Raw genomic sequence first — 25,195 nt, forward strand, 5'->3', positions numbered from 1 at the left:
GAAGCTTCAGTCTGATTGACTTGAAGCTTCCGGCAAAACTAAAGCAGGATCTAAACGTTCTGAGAACCAATTAATACGCCAGTCTAAATGGGGACCTGTTACTCTTCCTGTCGCACCCATTTCACCAATTTTTTGGCCTTGTTCTACGAACTCCCCTTCTTTCACTGTTATTTTAGAAAGGTGGATAAACGTAGAAGACACTCCCATCCCGTGATCAACAATCAGCGTACCACCAGAGTAATACATATCATCATGCGCAAGGCTAACTCGTCCAGACGCTGGCGCCACAATAGCGGTGCCCACTGGACCTGCGATATCCAAACCATAATGTGGTCGTTTGGGCTCACCGTTAAAAACACGCTGACTGCCATACACACCAGAAATTGGACCTTCAGCAGGCAATATAAACGTTTCAAGGAAGCTCGTTAAATTGCTAAACGTTCTTCTGGCAGCACCAATCTGTCGATTATCTTCTCTGATTCTATCTGTCACTGACTGCGGCGGTGACACATATTTAGAAGCAACACCTTCAATACGCTGAATGTTGTATTCTCGCTGAGTAAGTGAAATCTGATGCGCATTTTTTTCACTTTTTTCAGGCGCTTGCCATTGTAAGGTATGACTTAGTTTAGCGTCACGCCCAAAACCAATGACAAAGTCACCTGACGGTAAAACCTTTATCTCCTTTCCGTTCAACCATACTTTGCTGTTTTCGGGAACGTTTCCACGCAACAAGGTACCTTGAGTCAACTCACCATTTAGTGTTAACTGCTCCGCTATGGCGGTGACAGGCAATAAAGAATGGGTCAACGCACACATGAGTAATGCGCGGAAAAGAACCTTAGTCATCGGCAACAATCGCTCCTTTGCCAACACCCTCGAATGCTCTCACCTCTAAACGCTTGTCAGTTTTGGTTTTAAGTTCATCAAACATATATTGCGCCAAGCACTCTACCGTTGAATCTGTTTGAATAATCTCGCTCGCACTTTTTTCAATGGCAAGTTCAAACACACCTTGAGAAGCTTCATATTTAAAACAATAAAATTGTTCTTCATTAATATTCGAATGTGAAAAGCTCAAATCACTGGGGGCAACAAGATCCTCTTCGGTGCCAACGTAGATGTCCGCCCAACGCTCCGACCAATATGACTGCCATTTTTGGCTTTCCTCACCATCTTCAAATATAAGGACTTTTGAACGATGACCGTGTGCGATCCGTTGGCAATTGCCATCGTGTTTTTTCAAACCATGGGTATAGTGATAAAAGTCCGTTAAGATAACTTCTTCACGCAAGGAAATAGCCACCGAGTGCACATTTTCAGGTAAGTGAACTTTTATGACTTCCTTTAAATACTCAGTCACAGAGTCCATATTGACCTCTTCGGCATAAACAAATGCATAGGCCTCAGGTGGACAATATAAGTGCATCGATTTTTGTTCTGAATCAGTTTTGTGCTGATAAGTGAAATCGACCTGAACGCGTTCATGAGAGGCATCATGGGTGATAACAACGCCTTGATTCTCGGCAGGCACAACAAGCTTGTGATCGACATATTCGTCGATTATGTGCTTCAGTTCTTTCTTCACTTTACCGAAATCTTGCACCATGCTTTCTTCATTCAATCCACCATCAAGCACGATATCGACAATCCAACTTTCCCCAACCATCCCTCTTTTTGGGCATAGATAAGAAAAGTCCATCACAGTTAAATCATTGACAAAAAGTTTCATAACTGTGATTAGTTTCCTTTATTTGCGCGAAGTAGTTGGTCTTTCAAGTTTGGTGGTATACCGCGGATAGTCAATGTATCAGTATTCGGATCGTATAACACGCGTTCCCCTAATAATTGGCGGTCGAAATTAAGCGTCACGCCGCCGCCGGCACCACTGAACTTCGCCAAGGTTTTAATTACGGCTCTGTCAGGTTGAAAAGTAGGCTCTAAGGGAACCTCTTGCTGTGCGTTAAAATCAGTGAATGACTGCCCTTCGTCTTCATTTTGAGGGAGATATTTAGCAATATCTTCTACGCTAACATCTTCACCGCTATCTATTTGCTCTTTAAAATAGGCGGCAACGCTCCCTCTGTGTTGATTCTTTTCGTACGCGTCGCATTGTTCCTGAGATAAATATTCATCAACGTTTTGCATTAATTGCTTATTTTGTTGCTTCACGTCAACTTGCTCTTCGCAGCCCATGAAGTTCATAAAGAAGTCAGATACTTTACGACCCATGCGCCCTTTAATGAAACTCACATAACGAAATTGTTCTGGTGTAACTTGCCATTGGGTAATATCAATGCGCACTGCAAGTTGCATTTTAGAGAAGTCGAGGTGATCGCTATAGTCCAAATCCATATTTTGATTAACTGCAACATGCTGTTTGGTATCAATCAATGCAATCATAAGATAGTTGGTTGCTAAGTATTCATATTGACTGAATATCAGAAAGCCGGTTTCAACTAACTCTTCCTTCGCCAATGTTTGTAATAAAAATTCGCCACTTTTGACGCTGAACTCATGAAAATCGAGATCACTGCTTAGAGTTTGCCCAAGATCTGCGGAAAAAGTAGACTCGCTCTCTTCAGCGAAGCCGCCAACACCCTTTCCAGGTTTACTATTGAAAGTATTATGAAGCTGCTGTGCTAAGGCTTCGATTTCTTTACTCACGTCGAAACAGGTGCTTCGCGGAATAAAATGAAGTTTTCCATCGTCAGATAAGTTTAGGCGATGGACTACGAATTGGTGAATGAGTGCACTCATATGCTAATAAGACTACCTTAAAAAATGTGCTAAACTGCTGTTTATTGCCAAATTTATTGCTTTCAAAAGAATTTGGCCAGACAATTGTTGGTGAATGTTCGGCGTGCCTTTATAATCCGCCGCCGTTATTAAACCAATTGTACCCAGTTTTTCACTAAAAATCACAGGACAGATTCATGCCTCAACAATCTCGCTACTCGAATCAAGAGTTTGAAGCCGCAATGCAAGACATATTCGATAGTTTAGAAAAAAATAATGCTAATCGAGATTTGTCCTTAATGGTCCTGGGTAATGTGGTATCAAACATCTTTGTGCAGCAGGTGCCGGAAGGAAACAGAGAAGCGATGCTTAATCAGTTTTGCGACGTGTTAAAGCGCGCAGTGAAGGGAAACTAGTAGTCCTATGATTTTTAATGAAACACCAAGAAGAAAACAGATTAATGAACTTGTTGCTTGGGGACATTGGTTTGCCTTTGCAAATATATTAATGGCAATCGTCATTTCTTCTGTGTATTTGTTGTCATCCCCTATTTCGAACACACCACTTAGCATTTTGTACATGGTGTTGACGTGGCTTGGGCATATCAGCTTTATTACTTTTTTTGGTTTTGTTCTATTGCTGCTCCCTTTGTGCTATCAACTAAAGCAACCGAGGGTGCTAAAAGCCATAGGCTCATTCATTGCGGCAGTGGGATTGGCTCTGCTTGCATTCGATGCTTTGCTTTACAACAAAACCGGTTTTCACATTAGCTTTCGATCTGCTGAACTTTTGCGCAGTGAGACAGAAGGTCAGATGGGCGCATTTTCATGGCTACAATGGTTTTACCTATTGCTACTGGTCGTTGTGTGGTTAATGTTCCAATTAGTGCTAGCGAATGCGATTCACAAGCGAATTAAACGTTTTATGAAAGTGCGGATCGGGGCCTACGTGTCATCAGCCTTTGTGGCGTGCTTTGTACTAAGTCATGCTATCCATGTTTGGGCTGATGCAAAGCTTTATGCTCCCGTATTACAACAAGACAATATGTTACCGCTCTCTTACCCTGCTACGGCGAAAACGCTGATGTCACGTATTGGCGTATTCGATTTACAGGACTACCGCCAGCGTCAAACACTCCAGTTTAACGATACTGACTTTAGCCTCACCTATCCGCCTAAGCCTATTTATTGCTCAGTAGATTCACAACAAAAACTGGTATTTATCAGTGTACAAGACAACACACCTACTGAACTTCCAGAGACACTAACACCCTATGGTTTCCACTTTGTAAGCAATACACTCGAAGAACAGTACTTGCAATCAGTGGTTTATGGTTTGCCAGAAGCATTACTTGCTAGCGTGTCTGATTCTCAACCCGTCTTACTCGCTCTAGCAAAGGCATTTAACTTAGAGGTCACTATGCATGACCATGTTAGCAGTGCAGATCAAGATAATCTGAACAAGCCTTATTACTCTGCAACATGGGAAGACTTTTCTGCGAAATTAAAAAGCTCGAACAGTGGCTTGTTCTTTGCCAATATCACTATAGATTCGCTAGAGGGCATCGACTTAGATCTATTAACTCGCTCTGCCAGCGTCATTCTGGTCACCCAGAACGATACACAAGCGCATCATCAGTTGTACTCAAATATTCCTCTCAAAGCGACCATGTCGACGACAGAAGATATTGCACCAACCATACTGCAACAGCTTGGTTGCAATGCAACGCCTAGCAATTATTCGATTGGTCAGGCATTGCAATCTCCCATCAGAACATGGGCGGTGAGCACGCAAGGCAGACATTTAGTTGTGGTGCACGACGGTCTGATTACTGAGGTGAGTAAAGATGGTAGCTTTGAGATTAGAGACTACATGACAAATGAAAAAGTATTGACCGAGATTGACACTAATTTGTTAAGTCGTTCAATCAAACACATTACTGAGTTCTCAAAACGCTAAATAAGCTTTCTATTCTCTCGATGGCAGTGTGGCCTGTTGCAAGCTTCACTGCCTCTTCTTCAATAAGGCTTATGGCTGCATTGTCTCTGGCCTCAGGTGTAAACCAGTACGCCTTAGTCAAACCTGCTGCGCATGCCGCCTGCATATCAATGTTTTTATCACCGACCATGATGCTGTTTGCCAAGTCAATATTTAACTCTTTAGCTGCACGCAAAAGCATGCCAGCTTTAGGCTTACGACAATCACAGGCTAACCGGTAGGTCTCAACACTTCCGTTAGGATGGTGAGGACAATGGAAAATGGCATCAATGTGTGACCGATGTTCTAAAAACTGATTGCTCATCCATTGGCTTAAGTTTTCAAAGGCTTCTTCAGTATACATGCCACGGGCAATACCACTTTGGTTAGTCACCACAATCACTTTCATATCAGCAGCGTTAGCACGTTGCACCAATTCAAAGATGCCATCAATAAAATCGAAGTCTTCGCGCTGGTGCACATATCCATGATTGACGTTAATCACGCCATCGCGGTCTAAAAACAAGGCTTTATGCATGAGTCCCCTTTGAGTTTTGGTAAACCCTCAGCACAAAGCTGGCCGTCACTGAGTGTAGTTCATTTTCGATCTGTGCCTTGCTTTCGTCGGACGCTCGCCAATAAAACGGAGTCATCTGCAACAGAGCTAAGCGTATTTCGGCAGTATCTAAATTCACAGGGAAAGTGATTATTTTTTCTTCCAATAAAGAAAATCCGGCAATGCCTGCTTCCGCTACCTTATGTTTTTCAGGTTTATCATAAACCTTTTGTTTAATCTCAAACAGATGTTCACTTGCAGGTTCAACGACAATGAGTAATCCGTGATGATGAAGTATTCTTCGGTACTCGTCAGAACAACTTGGTGCAAATATTTGATATACCACATCAACAGCATTATCTTGCAGTGGAATATTGATAGTAGAGGCGACAACCAATTGCTTATCTTTGTTCTTTTTAGCTGCCGCGATAATGGCAGCTTTAGAAATGTCATGTCCTGCGAACTGATAATTGTCCGGTAGAATAGCTGAGAGCGCATTTAAATAAAAACCTTCCCCACAGCCGGAATCGTATATTTTTATTGGGCTACCAGCACATGCACGCGAGTTACGCGGAACCTTTAGGGGTGATTTTTTTGACTCTTCATCTCCCAGTGCAGCGTTTTCTGAATGTGACTCTCTCAGATACGTGTTTATGCACGCTGCGATACTTTCAACGAGTGGCATATAGGGAGCCGATTCGAAAAATCGCCTTCTGGCTTGCACCATACCTTCGTCATCACCGGGGGTTTTGGAGTTTTTATGTTGCACTGGAAGTAGGTTGAAATAGCCTTGTTTGGCGCGATCAAAACTATGTTTGTTACCACACTGTAAGGTTTTATTTTCTAACTTGGCACTTGCCGAGTCGATATCTAAAAACGGGTCTTTGCACAGTGGGCATTGCCACATGTTGCGCCTCTATTCATAGTTAGCTGAACTTAAGGGCATGATAACATACCCTTATTTTTGAGTAGACCGATTTTAGCTCTAAGGTAACTGAGCGCAGCGCCCCCTAATGTTTAAACGATTTGAAAATACTGGAGAAATCGAGCTTTCCATTGCCAGCATTACCATGTAGTTGAAACAATGACTTGGCAAGCGCTCCCATTGGCGTCACAGAATTATGCTGACTCGCGGTATTCATAGCTAAGCCTAGATCTTTGTTCATTAGATCAACCATAAAGCCACCTTGATAGTTATTTGATGATGGCACAGTTTCCATTACACCTGGACAAGGGTTATAAAGCTCTAACGTCCAATTTCGACCTGAACTTTGCAGCATAATGTCTGACATCACCTTAGGGTCAAGACCATTATCAATCGCCATTTGCAGAGCTTCAGAGGTACCCGCCATCAAAATCGCCAACAGCATATTGTTGCATATCTTAGCGACTTGACCGGCGCCAACCGCGCCAGCATGGAAAATATTTTTCCCCATGTTCTCCAGCACTGGTTTCGCCTGTTGAAAATCAGCTTCATGTCCACCCACTATAAATGTCAGCGTGCCAGCAGCAGCCCCGGCAACGCCACCAGACACAGGCGCGTCAACAAAGCGATGACCGCTATCATTTAACTTTCGGCCAATAGAAATTGCCGCATTTGATTCAATGGTACTGCAGTCGATAAACAGTGCATTGGCTTGTATATTTTCTACAAGCCCTTGTGGACCGAAATACAGTGATTCAACGTGCTTTCCTGCAGGCAGCATCGAGATAACTATTTGAGCACCCTCGCAAGCTTGAGCTGGCGTGTCTGCCCCTATTGCGCCAACATCAACCAGACTTTTTACCTGCGCTTCGACAAGATCATAAACGCTGACTTGAAAACCAGCCGATACTAAGTTTTTAGCCATCGAAGCGCCCATGTTACCTAAACCAAAAAACGCAATTTTTGTATTATTATTCATCGTTCTAGCCTTTTTTATTCAATTATCACCACAAACGCCTAGTTGGCCGTAAGCACTGAGTCAATGTGTAGTAGCGGGTTTTCACTCACGTCAAAATACGTAAAGTGCGAAGCAATAAAGCTTGCAGGCACATCGCCCCACTCTGTGTAACGCCACTTAGCCTGACGGTCTTTGTCAATCAGCAAGGCTCGCACGCCCTCTTGAAACTCACCGTGCATGCTACATGACACTGCAATATTTATTTCTTGCTGAAAGCAAGCCGCTAAACTCAAATCTCTACCTCTGCGTAGTTGTTCAACCACAAGATGGGCCGTAATTGGACTACCACGTTGCAGGCCTTTCAGTGCTTTTTGCAACCAAACATTGTCTTCATGCTGACTCGCAATCTCTTTGAGTGCTTGTTCTATATCCTGCACACCATTCACATCTGCAAATGACGCGAAAGCATCTTTAAATGGCGGCAATTTACCGCTTAAGCCTTCTAATTCCGGACTTTGGGATTCAGGGCTCACCTGTAAATCATCCAATATCGCAGACACATCTTGATCAGCTAATTGAGGACTTCTGAGCAGGTGTTCGACAAGCTGTGGTAGCACACTTGAGTGCAAGACATGCTTAGCAAGGCCAAGAAACAACGCATCCTTAGCATTGATGCTAGCGCCCGTTAAACCTAGGAACAGGCCCATCCCTGTTGGCATTTTATTTAGAAAATAACTCCCACCAACATCAGGGAACAATCCTATGGTGATCTCGGGCATGGCGATATGTGAGGTTTCGGTAACGATGGCGTGCTTCGCAGCAGCAAATAAACCCAATCCTCCCCCCATGACAATACCTGTACCCCAACAAACTATTGGCTTGGGATATTGGCTTATAAAGTAATCTAGCTGATACTCTTGGGTAAAAAAGTCTTGTATAAAGCCAGGCGCCTTATCCAAAGTGTCATTAGGCGCAAGGTTTTCTTGTTCTCGTTGTTTCTGCATGGCGCGATGCATTGATACGACATCGCCGCCAGCGCAGAATGCCTTCTCGCCCTCACCTAATAGCAAAACAGCAGATACCGATACATCTTTTTGCCATTCACTTAGGAAGCCGGTGAGCACTTGTACCATTTCCAAATCCAGTGCATTAAGTGCTTTTGGCTTATTAAGACGTAATACCCCAAGATATGTATTGCCTTGCTCCCTAGGCAACAAATGCGCTGTTACGGGAGCATCAATATGACTATTTGGTGCAAGTTTGGCACCTGAGAGCCAATCTTTCTCTAACATAATAGTCCCTACAATATTTCAGTGTCTGACGATACCAAACGGCGACCAATGATAACCCGCATGATTTCATTCGTACCTTCGAGGATTTGGTGCACTCGCACATCTCTAACATGACGCTCTAGTGGATATTCTTTGATGTAGCCGTAGCCGCCGTGTATTTGGAGCGCCTGATTACAAACCTCAAAGCCGACATCTGTCGCGAAACGTTTCGCCATGGCGCAATACGTGCTTTTGTCAACGTGGTTATTGTCAACCTTGTTAGCGGCCAACCGAACCATTTGGCGCGCCGCTACTAATTCAGTGGCCATATCAGCTAGTTTGAATTGAAGTGCTTGAAAGCTCGCTAAAGGCTTTCCGAACTGAGAGCGCTCTTGCATATACGCCTGAGCTGTATTCAATGCTTGTTGTGCCGTGCCAATTGAACAAGTTGCAATATTTACACGGCCTCCATCCAATCCTTGCATAGCAAATTTGAAACCTTCACCTTCATTACCTAATAAAGCAGTGTTGTCTACTTGCACGTTATCAAACGTAATCATGCGAGTTGGTTGGGCATTCCAACCCATTTTCTCTTCCGCTTTACCATACTCAATACCTTCGGCATCGGCTGGGACAACAAAAGCCGATACACCGCCCGGTCCGGCTTCACCGGTTCTTGCCATTACCACCAGTACTTGAGTTGCTCCAGCACCAGAAATAAAGACTTTAGAGCCATTCAATAAGTAGCCTTTGTCATTCTTTTTTGCACTGGTGCGAAGCGAAGCAGCATCAGAACCCGAGCCAGGCTCTGTTAGGCAGTAACTTGCTATTTTTTCACCCGCTACCAGACTCTCCATCCACTCACTTTTCACTTCCGTGGTGCCCCACGTTGCTATCATCCAAGTGGCCATGTTGTGTATCGTCAGCATCGCGGTTGTTGTGGTACATCCCATTGAAAGCTGCTCAAATATGATGGATGAATCTAGGCGAGAAAGGCCTAAACCGCCTTCACTCTCGGGGGTGTAGAGGCCACAAAAGCCTAATTCACCCGCTTTCTGAATCGCTTCGATCGGAAAGTAATGGTCAGCATCCCATTTCGCTGCATTTGGCGCTAATTCTTGGTCTGCAAACTGTTTTGCTGTTTCAGCGAAGGCCTTTTGATCTTCGGTCATTTCAAAATTCATACGTCAGTCTCCTTATCATCTTCCAAATGCGATTACTTAAGTTCAATCGTCATATTAGGGCCAGAAGGAATATCGTCATCTAACCAACGAGCAGTAATGGTTTTAGTCTCAGTGTAGAAGCGCACAGCTTGCTTTCCGTAAGCATGAAGATCGCCATAGAATGAGTTTTTCCAACCTGTGAAAGAGAAGAAAGGAAGCGGCACTGGAATAGGCACGTTAATACCAACTTGCCCTACTTCTATATCGCTTTGATACTTACGAGCAGCTGCGCCACTAGCAGTGAATATCGATGTACCGTTGCCGTAAGGATTAGCATTAACTAGTTTAATTGCGTCTTCTAATGAGTCGACAACCATACAGCACAATACGGGTCCAAAGATTTCTTCTTGGTAGATACTCATCTCTGCTTTTACATCGCTAAACACAGTTGGACCAACCCAGTTACCTTTTTCGTAGCCTTCAAGGGTAAACTCACTGCCATCAACTAGGCATGTAGCGCCTTGTTCTTTGCCTTCTGCAATCAATTTCAACACTTTTGCTTTTGCTTGTGGGCTTATCAACGGGCCAAAACCTGCATCTTTGTCGTCCCATAAACCCGGCTTCACTTCACCAATACGCTGAGCTAATTCAGGGATCCATTCTGCGCTATCGCCAACGAAAACGGCTACAGAAATTGCCATACAACGCTGGCCAGCAGCACCGACACTTGCACCAACAAGGTTATTCAATACAAACTCTTTGTTTGCATCCGGCATAATCACAGAGTGATTTTTAGCACCCGCGAAACATTGTGCACGCTTCATGTTGTCTGTTGCTGTTTTATAAATATGTTGACCCACTGGCACACTACCTACGAATGACACGGCTTTAATCGCATCATGATTCAGTAAATAGTTCACCTGGTCCTTTCCACCATGAATCACGTTCAATAAGCCTTTCGGTGCACCTGCTTGCAAAAACAATTCAGCTAACTTCATTGGCGTTTTTGGATCTTGTTCAGATGGCTTCAGGATAAAGGTGTTACCACACGCAATTGCCATTGGAAACATCCACAAAGGGATCATGGCAGGGAAATTGAATGGCGTGATACCTAAGCAAACACCTAGGGGTTGAATCATGCTGTACGTATCAATGTTGGTCGCAACATTTTCAACTGTCTCACCCATCATCATTGAACAAACATTGGCTGCTTGCTCAACCACTTCGATACCACGCCACACATCGCCTTTTGCATCAGCAAATGTTTTACCTGTTTCTTCCGACAAAATCGTCGCTATTTCGTCATGGTTTTCTTTTAATAGATGTTGGTAGCGCATCATTACTCTGGCGCGTTCGGGAACCGGTACTTTTTTCCAAGTTTTAAACGCTGTTTCAGCGCTCTTAATAGCATCTTCAAGTTCGCTTGTTGTTGCACAAGGTGCAAGCGCGATCACTTCGTTATTAGCTGGGTTGGTCACTTCAATGAATTGAGTTGCCGCAGACGGTGTAAATTCACCGTTAATTAATTGTGCTATTTTGTTCATGCTAAACCTTTAAATGATTCATCCGATATAATATTGAATGGTAAATATAGACGATATGGCACTACAGTAAACAAGCATGCCCTTTACGTAAACGTAAAGTGTAGTTGAGCGACGCACCGCTTGTAAAGTAATTGTTACGGGTTAGTAAAGATTTGCAAGGCAATCACCTGCAAGGTTTACCTATGTATTGCAGTGAATACCCAATTTTGATGGATTTTTACGCAATGAGAATGCAAAACAACACGTGGCTTGATATGCTCCAATCTCGGAATTTGGAATCGAAATACATGGCTACTAACAAAACTAAGATCGCAATTGTAGAAGACAACGCTACCGCAAGAATGAATTTGCGCAGTAACTTAATGTCGCTTGGCGACTTCGATATTGCAAGCTACAGCAACGGCAAAGAGCTGAGAAATGGTCTTAGAACAATTGAATTCGATATCGTCGTGACTGACTTTCACTTAGGACAGAGCAAAAACGGTGTCGAGTGGATTCAGTATCTGACAGAAGGTAAGTTAATCAAACCTTCCACTGGCCTTGTTTTCCTGACCTCAGATAGACTCCCACGAACCATCAGTCAAATTTTAGATATTCATCCCGACATTTTAATCATTAAGCCCTACACTCTAAAAACATTGCATTCATCAATGTTGCATTACTTGGCTGTACGCAGAAAAATTAAACCCGCATTAGAATTTCTGGATAATGAACAACCGAACAAAGCACTCAAGTTCATCGACAATATGCTCACAGACGATCTGGGCAAGCGCACACGAGCAGACTTAATTAAATTGAAAGGCCGTTTGCTAATCGGCGAACAGCGCTACACTGAATCGGCCGCCCTATACAGTGACATTCTTGAAAAGAGTTCGAATGTATTGTGGGCACATTGGGGTCTTATTAAAAGTGAATTCATGGCGGGTCAATGGCGCCACTGTCAGTCAATGTTAGACAGCTTGATCACGGAACAGCTAACTAAAGACAAAGCATATGAATGGATGGCTTGCGTCGAAATTGGAAAAGAAAACTTCACAACAGCCGAACGCTTGTTAGATAACATCAAAGAAAATGACCTCACCATTCCTGCGACAAAATTAAAAGTACTCGCTTACAAAATGCAGGGACGAAGCGAAGAAGCTATTCGTCTGCTTGAAAAGAAACGCCAGAGTAATTTTACTGTAAAAGAGCGTTTCGATGAATACACAATAGAACTGGCACGTTATCATTTGCAATTGGCAGAAAACTCAGCCGTGAATGATAGAGCACCTAAGCTCCATGCCGCCAAGTGTTTAATTGGTAACGCGAATAGAACGATTCTTGATCAACAAACCCAGCATCAGCGCGACTACATGCTGGCTTTCGCTAGTATTTTAGAAGGTGATAAGCAACGCGCTGAGCGCATAGTGCAAGATAAGACTGTGAATGATGCGAAGAATGCAAAAATCGCGTCGATGGTTGATGCAATCAAAGTCTGGTTTAATCTAGGGAATACAGAGAAAGCCAAAGAAATTTGGAACGAATGTGATCGCAAACTCTCTGCGAAAGACGACCAAATAGACCAGATCCTGGCAGATAATCTCATTTTTGAAACCGAAAAGTCACTTGGTTTTGCAGAAGAAAAAGCCAAGAAAATCAATGACCAGGGTATGGTATATTACCTTGCTAACCAACTCCAAGAAGCTATCGATTTATTCTATAAAGCCCGGTTGCTTTGCCCCGAAGTACCTGCTTTCACTTTGAACTTGTTGCAATGTTTAAGTGATATCAAAAAAGCAGAGTACAAAGACCAGAAAGCACTCATGCTAGTTGAAGAGCTTCGCGACAAACCCTTATCAAGTTCTAACGAGAAGCGTTTCAAAATCATTCAACAGAAATTAAAAGCTAACCCTGAAATCTATAAGATCCATGATGTAGAGGATGACATTTCGATCAATGTCGCTTAGTACATTGAGGTAAATTATATTTATAGTTCACTATAGTCACAAATATAGCGACCTTATTTTGTTTATTGCTACAATAACAAAAAACAAAAAAGGAAGTACTATGTCTACCATTTATGACTTTGATTACACATCCAACAGTGGCGAAACGATAGCATTCAAGCAATACGAAGGAAAAGTGCTACTCATCGTTAACACAGCCAGCAAATGCGGGTTTACTCCTCAATATGATGGCTTAGAAGCGCTTTACAAATCACACAAAGAGAATGGTCTTGAAGTGATTGGTTTCCCATGCGACCAGTTTGGTCATCAAGAACCAGGCAGTGATGACGAAATCGCACAATTCTGCGAAATGCGTTTTAATCTCTCCTTCCCCCTATCAAAAAAAATTGACGTTAATGGTGAGGATGCAGCGCCAGTTTACAAAATGCTAAAAGATGAAGCGCCTGGTGTGCTTGGTACGAAGCGAATCAAATGGAACTTCACAAAATTTTTGATTAACAAGGAAGGTAAGGTAGTCAAGCGTTACAGCCCCACCACAAAACCGGAACAAATCGAAAAAGATATCCTAAATCTTCTAGCAGCCTAAGCATCAGATTGACTCGGGGCGCTCAAGCATCAAGTGAAAGTACTTACCCAACCACAAGAATGGTTCCTCACTTGAATGTTTGAGCTCTAATTCAAACAAAACATCATACTCATCAATTTGCTTATTGCGGTCATGCAGGTAATCATGAAAGCACCGTATGCCAGCCTTGTGTCGAATAATGTAATCGCGATAGTGCTCTTGCAAAAAATTGATAATCTCTTGTGGCCTCTGAGCATTATGAGGGTTCAAACGGACCTGATTACGGATATTCAACCCTTTATTAATATAATCAAAGTTCCCCCATATCGCATTATTGAACAAAGCTGCGTCACGATTGAAGAAGCTTAAGGATAAGGTACCTCCGGGCTTTAACAAAGAACACAAGTGGTGAAGCAGCCTTTTCGGTTCATTTACCCACTCGAGTACCGCATGACACAACACTAAATCATAGCTTGCCGGTTCTAAAGCTTCTATCTCACTATGGATGATGGTGCACTTGTTGTACTCAGCTAAACGTTGTTTCGCAATGTCGAGCACCTCTTCCGATCCATCACACAGCGTCACGCGATGTCCTTGTTGACAGAACGGCAAGGTCATCATGCCTGTGCCCCCGCCAGCATCGAGTACACTGAGTTCCTTTTCTGAATGGATAAAATCGCTCAGAAAATGCAGTAATAACTGGTGTCTAATTTTGCCTTTACTGGTGCCGTAAATGTTCTTATCAAACTTATTCGCTATGCCATCGAAGAAAGTATCTTGTTTTACTGTAGTTGCCGCTGCAGCTTGTTTTTTCTTCTTAGTCACTTCACGCTCTTTATTATCATTATGCTGGATTCTCTACGTCAACAAATTCGACACTGATTTCAGTATTCGCCGCGATATACTCGCCAAGCGCTTTCACGCCATAACGTTCGGTGGCATGGTGGCCCGCCGCAAAGTAATGTACGCCTAATTCCCTCGCCAAATGAGTAGTTTGTTCTGATATTTCACCGGAAATAAATGCGTCAACATTTAGTTCAGCAGCTTGTTCAATGTAGTTTTGGCCGCCGCCGGTGCACCACGCAACGGTGCTGATTAGATCTCGCCCCTGTGCTTCAATATGCATTGGTTCGCGTTTCAAACTTTTATTTATTAACTCACTGAAGTTCAAGGGAGTAATAGGATTGGCCAATTCTCCCTGCATAATAACTCCATACGGTTTAACTTCTGGATGCGCTTCAATATTCACCAAACCTAGCTGTTGACCAAGTTGGGCATTGTTCCCTAATTGAGGATGGACATCGATGGGAAGATGATAGGCAACTAAATTAATACCATTATCCAATAGTGCTTTGATACGGCGCATCTTGATACCTGTGATGCGCTGATCTTCACCCTTCCAGAAATAGCCATGATGCACCAGTAAACAATCGGCTTGGCGTTTAATAGCCTCATCAATCAGGGCTTGTGATGCTGTTACACCTGTTACGATCTTGGTAATTTCGTCGCTTGCTTCAACTTGCAAACCGTTCGGGCAATAGTCATTTATCGTTCGACTTTGCAGTATTTCTTCTAAAAACGCTAAAAAATCTTGTTTTTTCACTATAAAAAGGCTCCAAATCACTCAAATTAGACATTTGAAATAAAAAAGGTTTACACTGTCACTAGTTTAACATCAACATAACAAAAAGGGTTCATAAGAACGTATGAGCAAATTAGACAAAGACAGCGTCTTAGCTAAATTTACAGCTGCATATGAAGCGGCAAATGGAAAGGCACCAACGATTGAAGCAAAAGGTGGTTGGTATAGTGTCGATGGCGGCAAAAACGTTCGTTTAGCACAGCTAGACGAAATGGCTGATAGTATGGGCAGTGCCCCTGCGAAGAAGCCTGCTAAAGCGGCCAAAGCAGAGAAACCAGCGAAAGCGGAAAAACCTGCTAAAGCAGCAAAAGAAGAGAAGCCTGCCGCTAAGCCTAAAGCGAAAGCTAAGCCTAAAGCTAAAAAGCCTGCATCATCTTTTTCTGTAAAAGACTTTTACACGCAACAGATTAAAGAAGTTAACCCTGGGGCGAAAGCACCGCGTTAATTAAAAAGTTGTGTAGAAAAAAGCGGCCTCTAATTAAAGAGAGCCGCTTTTTTTATATCGACTAGGCTTTGCACAAACCTAGATTATTTATACAACTTATTCCCTGCATCAACTAAACGCATGAAGGTCTGCTCTATTGCCTGATAGGCGCCAAAACCAAGCTTTTGGGCGAGCGACTTTTTGGTTGCATAGGATATTTTATACAGACGCTTGCTTTCATTCGCAGTCATTAAAAAGTCATCTGAAGTTTGCAGTACATCAACAAGGCCAAGATCTTTAGCACGTTGTCCATACCAGTATTCACCCGTTGCTACTTTATCAATATCCAGTTCAGGGCGATGCTGCTGAACAAAATCCTTGAACATAAGGTGCACATCTTCAATTTCCGCCTGAAACTTTTCTCTGCCAGCATCAGTGTTTTCACCAAACATTGTCAAGGTGCGTTTAAAATCACCTGCTGTGTGTTGTTCAAATTCAATATCGTTTTTCTTTAATACTTTATTAAAGTTCGGCAGTTGCGCAATAACGCCTATTGAACCGATAATTGCAAATGGCGCAGACAAAATAGTATCAGCGACACATGCCATCATGTAGCCACCACTTGCCGCAACCTTATCTACGCTCACCGTCAGTTTGATGTTCTTATCTTTAATTCGTTGCAACTGTGAGGCTGCGAGGCCGTAGCCATGCACAACCCCACCACCACTTTCAACGTTGACTAGCACTTCATCTTTTTCTGTGGCGACACACAAAATTGCTGTAATTTCTTCTCTCAGCGTATCGACTTCTTGTGCGTTCATAGAGCCTGAGAAATTAAGAACAAACAAATTATTCTTTTCAGGCTCATCTTCTTTTTTATTTTTACTCTTTTTCTTTTGTGCTTGTTTTTCTTCTTTTTCACGCTTTTTTAGCGCGTCTTTATCTAGCAATACTTGTTGTGCATCTCTTTTGATATCGTCGTAATGCTCCGACAAAGATTCAAACTCAAGATGACCGTTGCTTTGTTTTTGTTTTGTTGCCAATCCCGCAATCAAGCCAATAACGATTGCAATAGACACCACTAGGGTGACCGCTTTAGCCAAAAACAAACCATATTCAAATAAAAATTCCAAACTTCGCTCCTATGAACAACTATCCAAATGATATTGATATCATCCCGTATTTTCAGCAGTAGATATCGGGGCAAATAAAAAAAATAAAAGGACCTTATAGGTCCTTTTAAAATGCCATGCCGTTTATATCACATTACGAGATATATCGCGGTAACTTTATTCCATTGCTGCGTTTGATACCGTCATTTCCTTCACCAAATTAGCTGCAATATCAGCTTCAGTGAAGCGAAGTGGACGTAGTTGAGGTTGTTCGGAATACAGTTTGGTTTGATCGTCTGACTGCTCAGATTCCGGATTATGAGATTGCGAATAACTCAACAAGCCTCGCGCCACAGGCCCATCTTCAGTGAAGTTAGCGATAAACATCCAAGAGCTTCCATAAGTAATATGATAACCCTGACCTTCTGCGCTCAGTATCGAAGTTGAATCCATTAACGGATAGGTATGACGAGGCAATTCAGTCCCGTTATTTGATGTACGAGCATCAAATACATTGAAACCACCCTCTACATTATGTGCACCACCCCACGGCAAGCGTTCACCACTTGCTTCGCCACTAGCTGTGCTTTTCTCAACAAATTGCACTTCACCTAAGCTAGCGTCTAATGCAATGCCTGCGCGATTAATTTTATCCACCGCCGTAGCTAATTGAGTCAAGGTTGTATCATTATCTAAAAGACCATTCGGTGTGTTTAACACATCATTCACGTCATATTCGACAGCCCACTGTGGATCACGTCTAAATTGAAACGCAAATTCACGGAATAAATGAGCACCCACGCTCGCTTTATTCATAGTGCCATCCCAAGCTGAGAGTGCATCGCAAGCATCACCAAGAGAAACCATCGTCCCGTTAACGTCGATACTTGACTCACGATTTGCTTGGCAAATACTGATCAATTCATTGGCAATCGCTTCACCGAGATAATTGCGATTCCCCATCAGGGCTTCTTCAACTTCCATCATATTGAACTTAGCATCAGAACCCGCTGCGTCGGCTAACAGCTTGTGCGCCATTCTTGAACGCAGTGACTGTTGGTTGCCAACCTGTCCGTATAAAGGAGAAACGCCTGTGATCGGATTATCAAAATTCGTTAGCCAGAAGCTATCGTTCGAGTTTTGCACATAATCAGTACCTTCATACTTCGGTGCATTTTCATAAGGAACAGGACCGTCAAAATCAAATGCACTAATAAAGCCTGGCAAAACAGTGAAACCAGCCAAGGCTTTGGTTCCGATTAAGACTGGATTTGTTGCTAACTCATTCAACGCTGTTGCCCCTAATCCTGGCACGGTTGAATCATCAATATAGAAAACTTCACCCGATTTAGAAGCAGCCATTGTGTTATTAAAAATTACACCATCATAATCTTTAAAAGCCTGTTTGAACTCTTCCATATTGCTAGACAAGTTCATCGCTAACCAATGATCGATAACATCGTAATTCGGTAAGTTAGCATCTTTTATAGCAAACGCATTACCACTGCCCCAGTCAAAGTTGCCGGGCACGACAATCATAGGGCCATAGTTTGTGTAGTAACTTGTTTTTTCTAGCTCAATGGTTACACCTGGACCAACAGCAACTTCAATTTGCATATCACGCTCGAAGATTGTCCGTCTATTTCCGTCGACTTTATGCGTTAGGTTACTCGGATCATTTTCATCCAGCGCCAATTGATAAACAACAAAATGCTCAGCAGTCGAAAAAGTATGTGTCCATGCCATATTTTCATTAAAGCCAATGTTCACTGCACCAGGCAAGCCCATTAAAGAGCCTCCCATCACATTCAAATGCCCAGGAATTGTTGTATGGAACTGCCAGAAACGAAGATTGCCGGTATGCGGAAAATGCGGATTCCCCAATACCATACCCATTCCATTTTCTGTCATATCAGAGCCAAGTCCCCAACCGTTTGAGCCCATTTCTTGAGGGTTTCGTTCAGGTAATGTAACTTCTGGCGATATTTTAAATGGCAATTTACTGTTAGCTGAACTTTGGTTCTCACCAGTAACGCTTGCCGTTACAGGGCGAGGAAGCGGATTTTCTCCTGGAGGTGCGGCAATAAACATGGGACCCAAGAAGTTCGCTGCGCCAGGTAACAGTGCAACCCCTAGTGAATAGGTTAATAGATCCACACCATCAATCTCTTCTACCCAAGGTTGGTTTGCACAACTCGGATCAATGTTCGCTACGCCCGTATCTCGAAGGTATTGGTTATAGCCTTGAGTATATCCACTCAGCATCGCGCGACTGTTTTTGCTCAAGCTAGCAAAATTTTGTTCAGCCTGCTCTCTAATGCCAACGGTTAAGAAACCAAAATCATTTATCAGATGTTCTGAATCGCCCGAACCTGGCACTCTGTCGGGTCCTAAATATTTTGCTCGCTCTGAATTATATTTGATGATTTGATCAGCTAATATACATAGATTGTCTTGTGCAAATGCATATCCAACACCGAATGACATACTTTCTAGGTTATCTGCAGTCACGTGAGGAACACCATAGTCCGTCCACCTGATATTTGCTTCGAGAACACCATCAGTATCAAATGAGGGTAATGCTGGCGGTGTGACAGGTGCTTCAGGCGGTGCTGGAGGTAATGGTGGCTGAACATCGGTGAATTGATTATCTTTATCACCACATGCTGATAGCCCAGCGATGATCGAAACTAGCAGGGCCGAACGTTTTAAAGTTCTGAGTCTACAAAACATAATTTTTATCCTTGTTATTCTTATTTGTCCTTAATCATAGTACTAAAATTAACTTTTTGTTAACAATAATTTAAGTGAATTATTGTTAATCAGTGTTCATACATGTGAACAGCACTTCTCTATATTGCAGGCACAAAAAAGCCAGCATTAAGCTGGCTTTTCATTGTTGCTTTTTGACTAGTTTAGTTAGCTACAACGTCTTCGTTGGTTACAACAATCGCCGTTGCACCAGACGCTACGTAACTCGCGACTTGTCGCTGCATCTCTGTGGTAACAGCTGGGCTGCTTGCAGGGCTTAAACTGCTTGCATGTGCACCTTGATTGAAGAACACAACACCGCTTTGTGGCGACGTTCCTGCAGTTGTCGTTGATACTTGTGGTAGTCCCATAATATCAACTAACGCTTGTTGACCTGCTAAAGGTAAAGCAGTAGTCACAGGAATAACTTGATCAGGTAGGTTTGTTTCACCACCATCGCCAATCACTGTCATCATGTGCACTGGTGTATTAGCAGCCAGTGTCTCAAAGTAGTTAATTGGGTCAGATGAATCAATCACTGTTTGAGCTGCAAAAGCGAATTGAGCAAACAAAGCATTTGCCGTTGCTAACTGCTCTGGGCTAATAGCACCAAGGAAGATACCAACGCCTTCTGTTAAGTCAGCTTCAGATACTGCCACGCTACCGTAACGGTCAATTAAGAACGCTTGGAACTCAGGTGAACCTTGAGACAACAACAAACCTTTTACCAATGGTCCAAAGGCCGCAGATTCAAGGAGGAAGTTAGCTGTACCACCACCTGGTGATTCCAAAGATGCCGCTTGGACTGCAAATAAACCGTCAAAGGCCGCTAAAGGACCTTCAAAGCCAGTGTTCGCAACTGATGCAAAGTTACCACCAGTAATCGCACCTAACGACACACCGAACACAGATACGTTAGACGTATCGATATCAACAGACTGTGTCGCTGTCGCGTCGACTACCGCGTTTAGACCTAAACGTAAACCGAGTAAATCCGAGACGCTTTGACGTAAGTTATCACGTCCAGTTGGTAAGCTACCTAGGTTCAGATAGTGAGTCGCGCTAACCGTTGTTGCGTTTAAATCATCAACGCCGTCACCGTTCAAATCAAAACCACGGCTACCGTGAATAGGTTGGTCAATTGCAAATGTAGCAAAACCAGCTAAAGATAATGCACCCGTAATTGCGAGCATATCTTCCTTCTGCGAAGTAATACCGTGAGCAAGCATCACTACAGGCCAACCTGCTTCAGGTTTCTCTAAGGTAATACCAAGTGCACCAGCAACCATCGGGTTTGGAACAGTGATTTGTACATCGAGTGTTTCATTGCCTTCATTTCCACCAGTAGCTTGAGGTACTGGAGAGAACTTAGTTAAGTTGCGATCTCGGTCAAGTAATTCACCGTTAACTCTCACATCAGCAAGACCGACAGCAGCACATAATGCAGCGTTAGGACCGGGTTCTGCTGTAGGTAACACAGATGCAGCGTTAGCTAGTACGATCCCGCTATCACAAGCCGCTGTCCAGAATGTATTAACAGGAGCCAGTGGGTTAGTCGCTGAAGGCACACCAGAGTAATAAGGCAATGAAATATTACCTTCAAAGCGGTCTGCTGCGCAGAATGGACCCACTTGAGTTAACACGCCGGTTGCTACTTGTGCTGCAAAGTCGTTAACTTGCGGAACTGGACTACCGAAACCACCGCCAGCACCATTCAACAAACCCGAACATGTCGTGAATGAAGAAAAGTCAGATGCATTGATTGCTGGAATAATCGGTGCTGCTTCAGGTGGTAACTGTGAAATACCCACTTGCACTGCACCATCGACTAAAGCCTGAGACACCAAACCTAAAAACTCCATAGTGTTTGGTTGTGTAGCCACGTCTCTTGCTACGATAGCAGGAAGTGCTTGACCAGCAGTTGGGTCGCCGGCGGCTGCTCTTTGAGCAAACTCAGACACCATTAATTGTTTGACAGTATCAAGCACGTTAGACACTGACTGTGTCGTAAATGCCGATACATAAGTAACATTGTCAGTGTTTACGCTAGCAGCACGTAAAGAATCTAAGTGCAGGTTGATAAGCGTCTGTAAAGATAACTGTGACTCTGTTGCTAATGGTCTAGTGTTAATATCTTGCTTTACTAAGTCCCATGTTGTCGAGCCCTGTACTCCTTTACCTGATGAATCTTTCAAATCATCAGTCATCACCAATAGATAACCTTGAGCAGGCTTCAATGGACGAAGTGGAATGACGGTTACAGTATTGTTATCAACCGGACGAACAATATAGTCTTGACCGAATACGAGTTTATCACCCACTTTACAGCCGGCACTTGGAATAGGAATAGCCGCACAATCAGGATCGTTTTGGTTCAAACCCAATGTCGCTTCATATAAGTGTATGCCTTGGCTTAAGGTGGATTCATCCAAACTAGTGTTTGGTGGTGTAACAACATCGATAACAAACGGTTGAGTCGTTGACCATCCATCAAGGACGTTTAATGCATTTTGCGGATCAGAAAAATCACTTGGGTCAGCTACTGGGATGTTTAAGGTATAATCGAAGAAACCATCATCCCCTGGTAGCATTAGTAAGTCATTGGGAATATTTAAATTCCCTGCTGCCGGATCAAACACAACTCGAGAAAACGGTGTTTGTGCCGGTGCGTCTTCCTTGATGTCGCTTAGGCTATCGCCGCCGCCACAACCACTTAGGCCTAATGCAGCTAAAACACTAGCGCTAATTAACAATTTATTCATTCTTTCTCCCCACTCGCTTGCAGATAATATTTATCCACCACATTTTTACTTTTTATTAACGTGATGGTATTGCGGATAGTCTAACAAGTATGACCAGTTATAATAATCTTAATAGTATTGGCTTTACATTAACTTTGCAAAGGTTTGTTAACCATTTGTAATGAAAAAAACAAATATCTAATAATTTCTCACCAAAATCTTTAGCATCAGAGACTATTACGCTAACATTGCGCTTTTTGATTAGCGACACTACAAGGCTCAAGAAACAATGCATTCTCACTTACAATATGTAGCGCCTAAAAACGCTTTACGCAACAAAGTTATTCTTGTTACCGGTGCAGGTGATGGGATAGGAAAAGAAGCGGCTATTTCTTATGCAAAACTGGGCGCTGAAGTTATTCTGTTGGGCAAAACCGTTGAGAAGTTGGAAGCAACTTATGATCAAATCATCGCTGACGGTGGTGTGCAACCCACTATCGTCCCCATAGACTTTGCAGGTGCAACACCCAAAAATTATACCGATATGGCTGCCAGTATAGAGGGACAGTTCAAAAAGCTTGATGTGGTACTTTTTAATGCCAGTGTATTAGGTAATTTAAGTCCTTTTTCAGAAATAACAGAAAAGGAATTTACCGAGGTGATGCAGGTAAATTTGAATAGTCAGTTCTTTATGGTCCAAGCGTTACTGCCACTATTAAGGAAAACTGAACAGGCATCGGTTATTTTCACGACATCATCAGTGGGTAGCCAAGGTCGCGCTTATTGGGGAACTTATAGTATTTCAAAGTTTGCTACGGAAGGAATGATGCAGGTTCTTGCTGACGAACATAAGAATACGCATGTACGCTTTAATTGCATCAACCCGGGCGGCACAAGAACGAACATGCGCGCAAAAGCGTTTCCAGGTGAAAAAGCGAGTAGCTTGTTGACGCCGGCGGACATTATGCCAACGTATCACTACCTTGCCGCGAACGACAGTGCGGGTATCAACGGTGAGACTCTGAGTTGCCAACCAAAATAATAACGTAGCCAAATAAAAAAGCTCTGCCTTTATACATAAAAAGCAGAGCTTGGTTTGTTAGCAACTAGCTTTGATTTTGTTTAGCCCAAGTATCTCTTAGACCAACCGTGCGATTGAATACCAAGTTTTCTGACGTACTGTCTTTATCTACACAGAAGTAACCAGTGCGCTCAAACTGGAAAGCACTCGCAACGGGTGCATCTGCCAACGAAGGTTCAACTATCCCCTGCTTAATTATCAATGATTCAGGATTAATAGTCGCTGTAAATTCATCTTCTCCAGCAGGATTAGGCACCGTAAATAAGCGGTCGTAGAGGCGGATCTCTGCCGGTTTCCCTTCACTCGCACTTACCCAATGAATAACGCCCTTTGCCTTTCTGCCATCTTCAGGGTCTTTTCCTAAAGTATCGGCATCATAGGTACAGTAAACAGTGGTGATTTCGCCCTTATCATCTTTGTCACAACGATTAGCTTTTAAGAAGTACGCGTTTCTTAAACGTACTTCTTTTTCCAGTACCAAACGTTTGAACTTTTTGTTCGCCGACTCTTTGAAGTCTTCCCTTTCAATAAACAATTCTTTGGTAAAAGGTACTTTGCGTGTGCCCATAGAATCATCCATTGGATGGTTGATAGCATCTAGCCATTCGACTTGATCTTCTGGATAGTTTTCAATAACCACTCTTAAAGGTTCTAAAACTGCCATTCGTCTTGGCGCCGACACATTCATTTCTTCACGAATACATGCTTCAAGCATGCTCATTTCAACCAAGTTATCCATTTTCGTGACACCAATACGCAGGCAGAATTCACGCACGGAAGATGGCGTGTAACCACGTCTTCTGATACCGGCAATCGTTGGCATTCTTGGATCATCCCAACCCTCTACATGTTTATCGTCTACCAACTGAATCAATTTACGCTTACTCAGTACAGTGTACTCAAGGTTTAAGCGAGAGAATTCATATTGGCGAGGTGTGCAATCAATAGAAATATTTTCAATTACCCAATCGTACAAGCGTCGATTGTCCTGAAACTCCAAAGTACATAACGAGTGCGTGATACCTTCGATAGCGTCCGAAATACAATGCGTAAAATCGTACATAGGATAAATGCACCATTTATCACCGGTTTGATGATGATGAGCAAATTTCACACGATAAATAACTGGGTCACGCATGCACATGAAAGAAGAACTCATGTCTATTTTCGCGCGCAAACTACATTCACCTTCTTTATAGTCACCCGCTCTCATTTTTTCAAAATGCGCTAAGTTTTCTTCAATGGATGTATCTCGATAAGGACTGTTTTGACCCGGCTCTTTCAGCGTGCCTCGCAGCGCTCTAACGGTTTCTTGTGAACTAAAATCAACGTAGGCTAAGCCTTTTTCAATCAGTTCCCGTGCAAACATATAAAGTTGATCGAAGTAGTTTGATGAGTATCTAGCCTCACCTTGCCAGGTAAAACCTAGCCAAGAAACGTCTTCTTTAATCGAGTTAACAAAATCCATATCTTCTTTTTCTGGATTAGTATCATCGAAGCGTAAGTTACATGTACCTTGATAGTCTTGAGCTATACCAAAATTCAAACAAATAGACTTAGCATGGCCAATATGAAGGTAGCCATTCGGTTCTGGTGGAAAGCGTGTTGATACTGACGAGTGCAGACCACTTTGTAGGTCTTTATCAATGATTTGTCTGATAAAATTTGACGGTCGATTCTCAATCTCGGCCATGTTTTCGAGTTCCTTGCGGTATAAAGTTATTGATCGCTTTAAGTATATCACCTTGCTCGTAATACCATAGTCACAATTTGATATTTCCACGCACATTTACGAAATAA

21 protein-coding genes are annotated in these 25,195 nt (G+C 42.9%); 6 read left to right on the forward strand and 15 right to left on the reverse strand.

From position 1 onward, the window contains the following. Positions 1–6: 6 nt before the first annotated feature. From RM556_RS02705 to yejK, 3 genes are read right to left on the reverse strand one after another with little or no spacing between them, the layout of a single operon-like run. Positions 7–849, reverse strand: a complete 843-nt coding sequence (locus tag RM556_RS02705) for a M23 family metallopeptidase (RefSeq protein WP_311360442.1) — start codon at positions 847–849, stop codon at positions 7–9. Beyond that, a complete protein-coding gene (locus RM556_RS02710; RefSeq protein WP_311360443.1) occupies positions 842–1,732 on the reverse strand; it encodes a 6-carboxytetrahydropterin synthase in 891 nt (296 codons plus the stop codon). The genes RM556_RS02705 and RM556_RS02710 overlap by 8 nt, the downstream gene beginning before the upstream one ends. Positions 1,733–1,740: 8 nt before the next feature. Next, on the reverse strand, positions 1,741–2,760 hold the full coding sequence (gene yejK, locus RM556_RS02715; RefSeq protein WP_311360444.1) for a nucleoid-associated protein YejK: 1,020 nt from the start codon (positions 2,758–2,760) through the stop codon (positions 1,741–1,743). A 176-nt stretch (positions 2,761–2,936) separates the two neighbouring features. On the opposite strand from yejK, the gene RM556_RS02720 reads away from it, so the two are divergent. Next, positions 2,937–3,155, forward strand: a complete 219-nt coding sequence (locus RM556_RS02720; protein WP_311360445.1) for a DUF1414 domain-containing protein — start codon at positions 2,937–2,939, stop codon at positions 3,153–3,155. Between the two features lie 7 nt (positions 3,156–3,162). Next, positions 3,163–4,698, forward strand: coding sequence for a DUF3413 domain-containing protein (locus tag RM556_RS02725; protein ID WP_311360446.1), 1,536 nt, complete (start codon positions 3,163–3,165; stop codon positions 4,696–4,698). Here the strand turns inward: RM556_RS02725 and gmhB are convergent. From gmhB to RM556_RS02755, 6 genes are all read right to left on the reverse strand, one after another. Continuing rightward, positions 4,676–5,254, reverse strand: a complete 579-nt coding sequence (gene gmhB / locus RM556_RS02730; RefSeq protein ID WP_311360447.1) for a D-glycero-beta-D-manno-heptose 1,7-bisphosphate 7-phosphatase — start codon at positions 5,252–5,254, stop codon at positions 4,676–4,678. The two genes, RM556_RS02725 and gmhB, sit on opposite strands and share 23 nt — an antisense overlap. Further along, positions 5,247–6,179 carry a putative RNA methyltransferase gene (locus tag RM556_RS02735; protein ID WP_311360448.1) on the reverse strand — a complete coding sequence of 311 codons (933 nt, stop codon included), beginning with the start codon at positions 6,177–6,179 and terminating at the stop codon, positions 5,247–5,249. Before RM556_RS02735 ends, gmhB begins: the two co-directional genes overlap by 8 nt. Before the next feature lie 103 nt (positions 6,180–6,282). After that, a complete protein-coding gene (gene mmsB / locus RM556_RS02740) occupies positions 6,283–7,176 on the reverse strand; it encodes a 3-hydroxyisobutyrate dehydrogenase (protein WP_311360449.1) in 894 nt (297 codons plus the stop codon). Between the two features lie 38 nt (positions 7,177–7,214). After that, a complete protein-coding gene (locus RM556_RS02745; RefSeq protein ID WP_311373770.1) occupies positions 7,215–8,447 on the reverse strand; it encodes an enoyl-CoA hydratase/isomerase family protein in 1,233 nt (410 codons plus the stop codon). Positions 8,448–8,455: 8 nt separating this feature from the next. Further along, on the reverse strand, positions 8,456–9,610 hold the full coding sequence (locus tag RM556_RS02750) for an acyl-CoA dehydrogenase family protein (protein WP_311373771.1): 1,155 nt from the start codon (positions 9,608–9,610) through the stop codon (positions 8,456–8,458). Between the two features lie 32 nt (positions 9,611–9,642). Next, positions 9,643–11,133: a CoA-acylating methylmalonate-semialdehyde dehydrogenase gene (locus RM556_RS02755; RefSeq protein ID WP_311360452.1), complete on the reverse strand. Its 1,491-nt coding sequence runs from the start codon at positions 11,131–11,133 to the stop codon at positions 9,643–9,645. A 287-nt stretch (positions 11,134–11,420) separates the two neighbouring features. Here RM556_RS02755 and RM556_RS02760 point away from each other — a divergent pair, with 287 nt between their 5' ends. After that, positions 11,421–13,079, forward strand: a complete 1,659-nt coding sequence (locus RM556_RS02760) for a response regulator (RefSeq protein ID WP_311373772.1) — start codon at positions 11,421–11,423, stop codon at positions 13,077–13,079. Positions 13,080–13,179: 100 nt separating this feature from the next. Then, positions 13,180–13,665, forward strand: coding sequence for a glutathione peroxidase (locus RM556_RS02765; RefSeq protein WP_311360454.1), 486 nt, complete (start codon positions 13,180–13,182; stop codon positions 13,663–13,665). A gap of 3 nt (positions 13,666–13,668) precedes the next feature. On the opposite strand, the gene RM556_RS02770 is transcribed toward RM556_RS02765, so the two are convergent. Continuing rightward, complete coding sequence (locus RM556_RS02770; protein WP_311373773.1) at positions 13,669–14,469, reverse strand: methyltransferase domain-containing protein; 801 nt, start codon at positions 14,467–14,469, stop codon at positions 13,669–13,671. A 19-nt stretch (positions 14,470–14,488) separates the two neighbouring features. Then, on the reverse strand, positions 14,489–15,247 hold the full coding sequence (locus tag RM556_RS02775) for a Nif3-like dinuclear metal center hexameric protein (protein WP_311373774.1): 759 nt from the start codon (positions 15,245–15,247) through the stop codon (positions 14,489–14,491). A gap of 103 nt (positions 15,248–15,350) precedes the next feature. On the opposite strand from RM556_RS02775, the gene RM556_RS02780 reads away from it, so the two are divergent. Continuing rightward, positions 15,351–15,731 (forward strand): hypothetical protein, encoded by a 381-nt coding sequence (locus RM556_RS02780; protein ID WP_311373775.1) that lies wholly within the window; start codon positions 15,351–15,353, stop codon positions 15,729–15,731. Between the two features lie 83 nt (positions 15,732–15,814). Here RM556_RS02780 and sohB read toward each other — a convergent pair whose 3' ends face one another. The 3 genes from sohB to RM556_RS02795 all read right to left on the reverse strand — a co-directional run bounded on the left by sohB (position 15,815) and on the right by RM556_RS02795 (position 22,335). Next, positions 15,815–16,843 carry a protease SohB gene (sohB, locus tag RM556_RS02785; protein ID WP_311373776.1) on the reverse strand — a complete coding sequence of 343 codons (1,029 nt, stop codon included), beginning with the start codon at positions 16,841–16,843 and terminating at the stop codon, positions 15,815–15,817. A 156-nt stretch (positions 16,844–16,999) separates the two neighbouring features. Then, positions 17,000–19,555 (reverse strand): acylase, encoded by a 2,556-nt coding sequence (locus RM556_RS02790; protein ID WP_311373777.1) that lies wholly within the window; start codon positions 19,553–19,555, stop codon positions 17,000–17,002. Between the two features lie 182 nt (positions 19,556–19,737). Beyond that, the gene (locus RM556_RS02795) at positions 19,738–22,335 is read right to left on the reverse strand and encodes a VolA/Pla-1 family phospholipase (RefSeq protein WP_311360459.1); all 2,598 of its coding nucleotides are present in this window, start codon (positions 22,333–22,335) and stop codon (positions 19,738–19,740) included. 268 nt (positions 22,336–22,603) lie between these two features. Here RM556_RS02795 and RM556_RS02800 point away from each other — a divergent pair, with 268 nt between their 5' ends. Beyond that, entirely contained in the window at positions 22,604–23,356 is a 753-nt protein-coding gene (locus RM556_RS02800; RefSeq protein WP_311373778.1) for a YciK family oxidoreductase, read from the forward strand. 64 nt (positions 23,357–23,420) lie between these two features. Here RM556_RS02800 and glnS read toward each other — a convergent pair whose 3' ends face one another. Next, positions 23,421–25,088 carry a glutamine--tRNA ligase gene (gene glnS / locus RM556_RS02805; protein ID WP_311373779.1) on the reverse strand — a complete coding sequence of 556 codons (1,668 nt, stop codon included), beginning with the start codon at positions 25,086–25,088 and terminating at the stop codon, positions 23,421–23,423. Positions 25,089–25,195: the final 107 nt, after the last annotated feature.

This window comes from Alteromonas sp. W364 (assembly GCF_031846205.1).
GTDB lineage: Bacteria > Pseudomonadota > Gammaproteobacteria > Enterobacterales > Alteromonadaceae > Glaciecola > Glaciecola blandensis.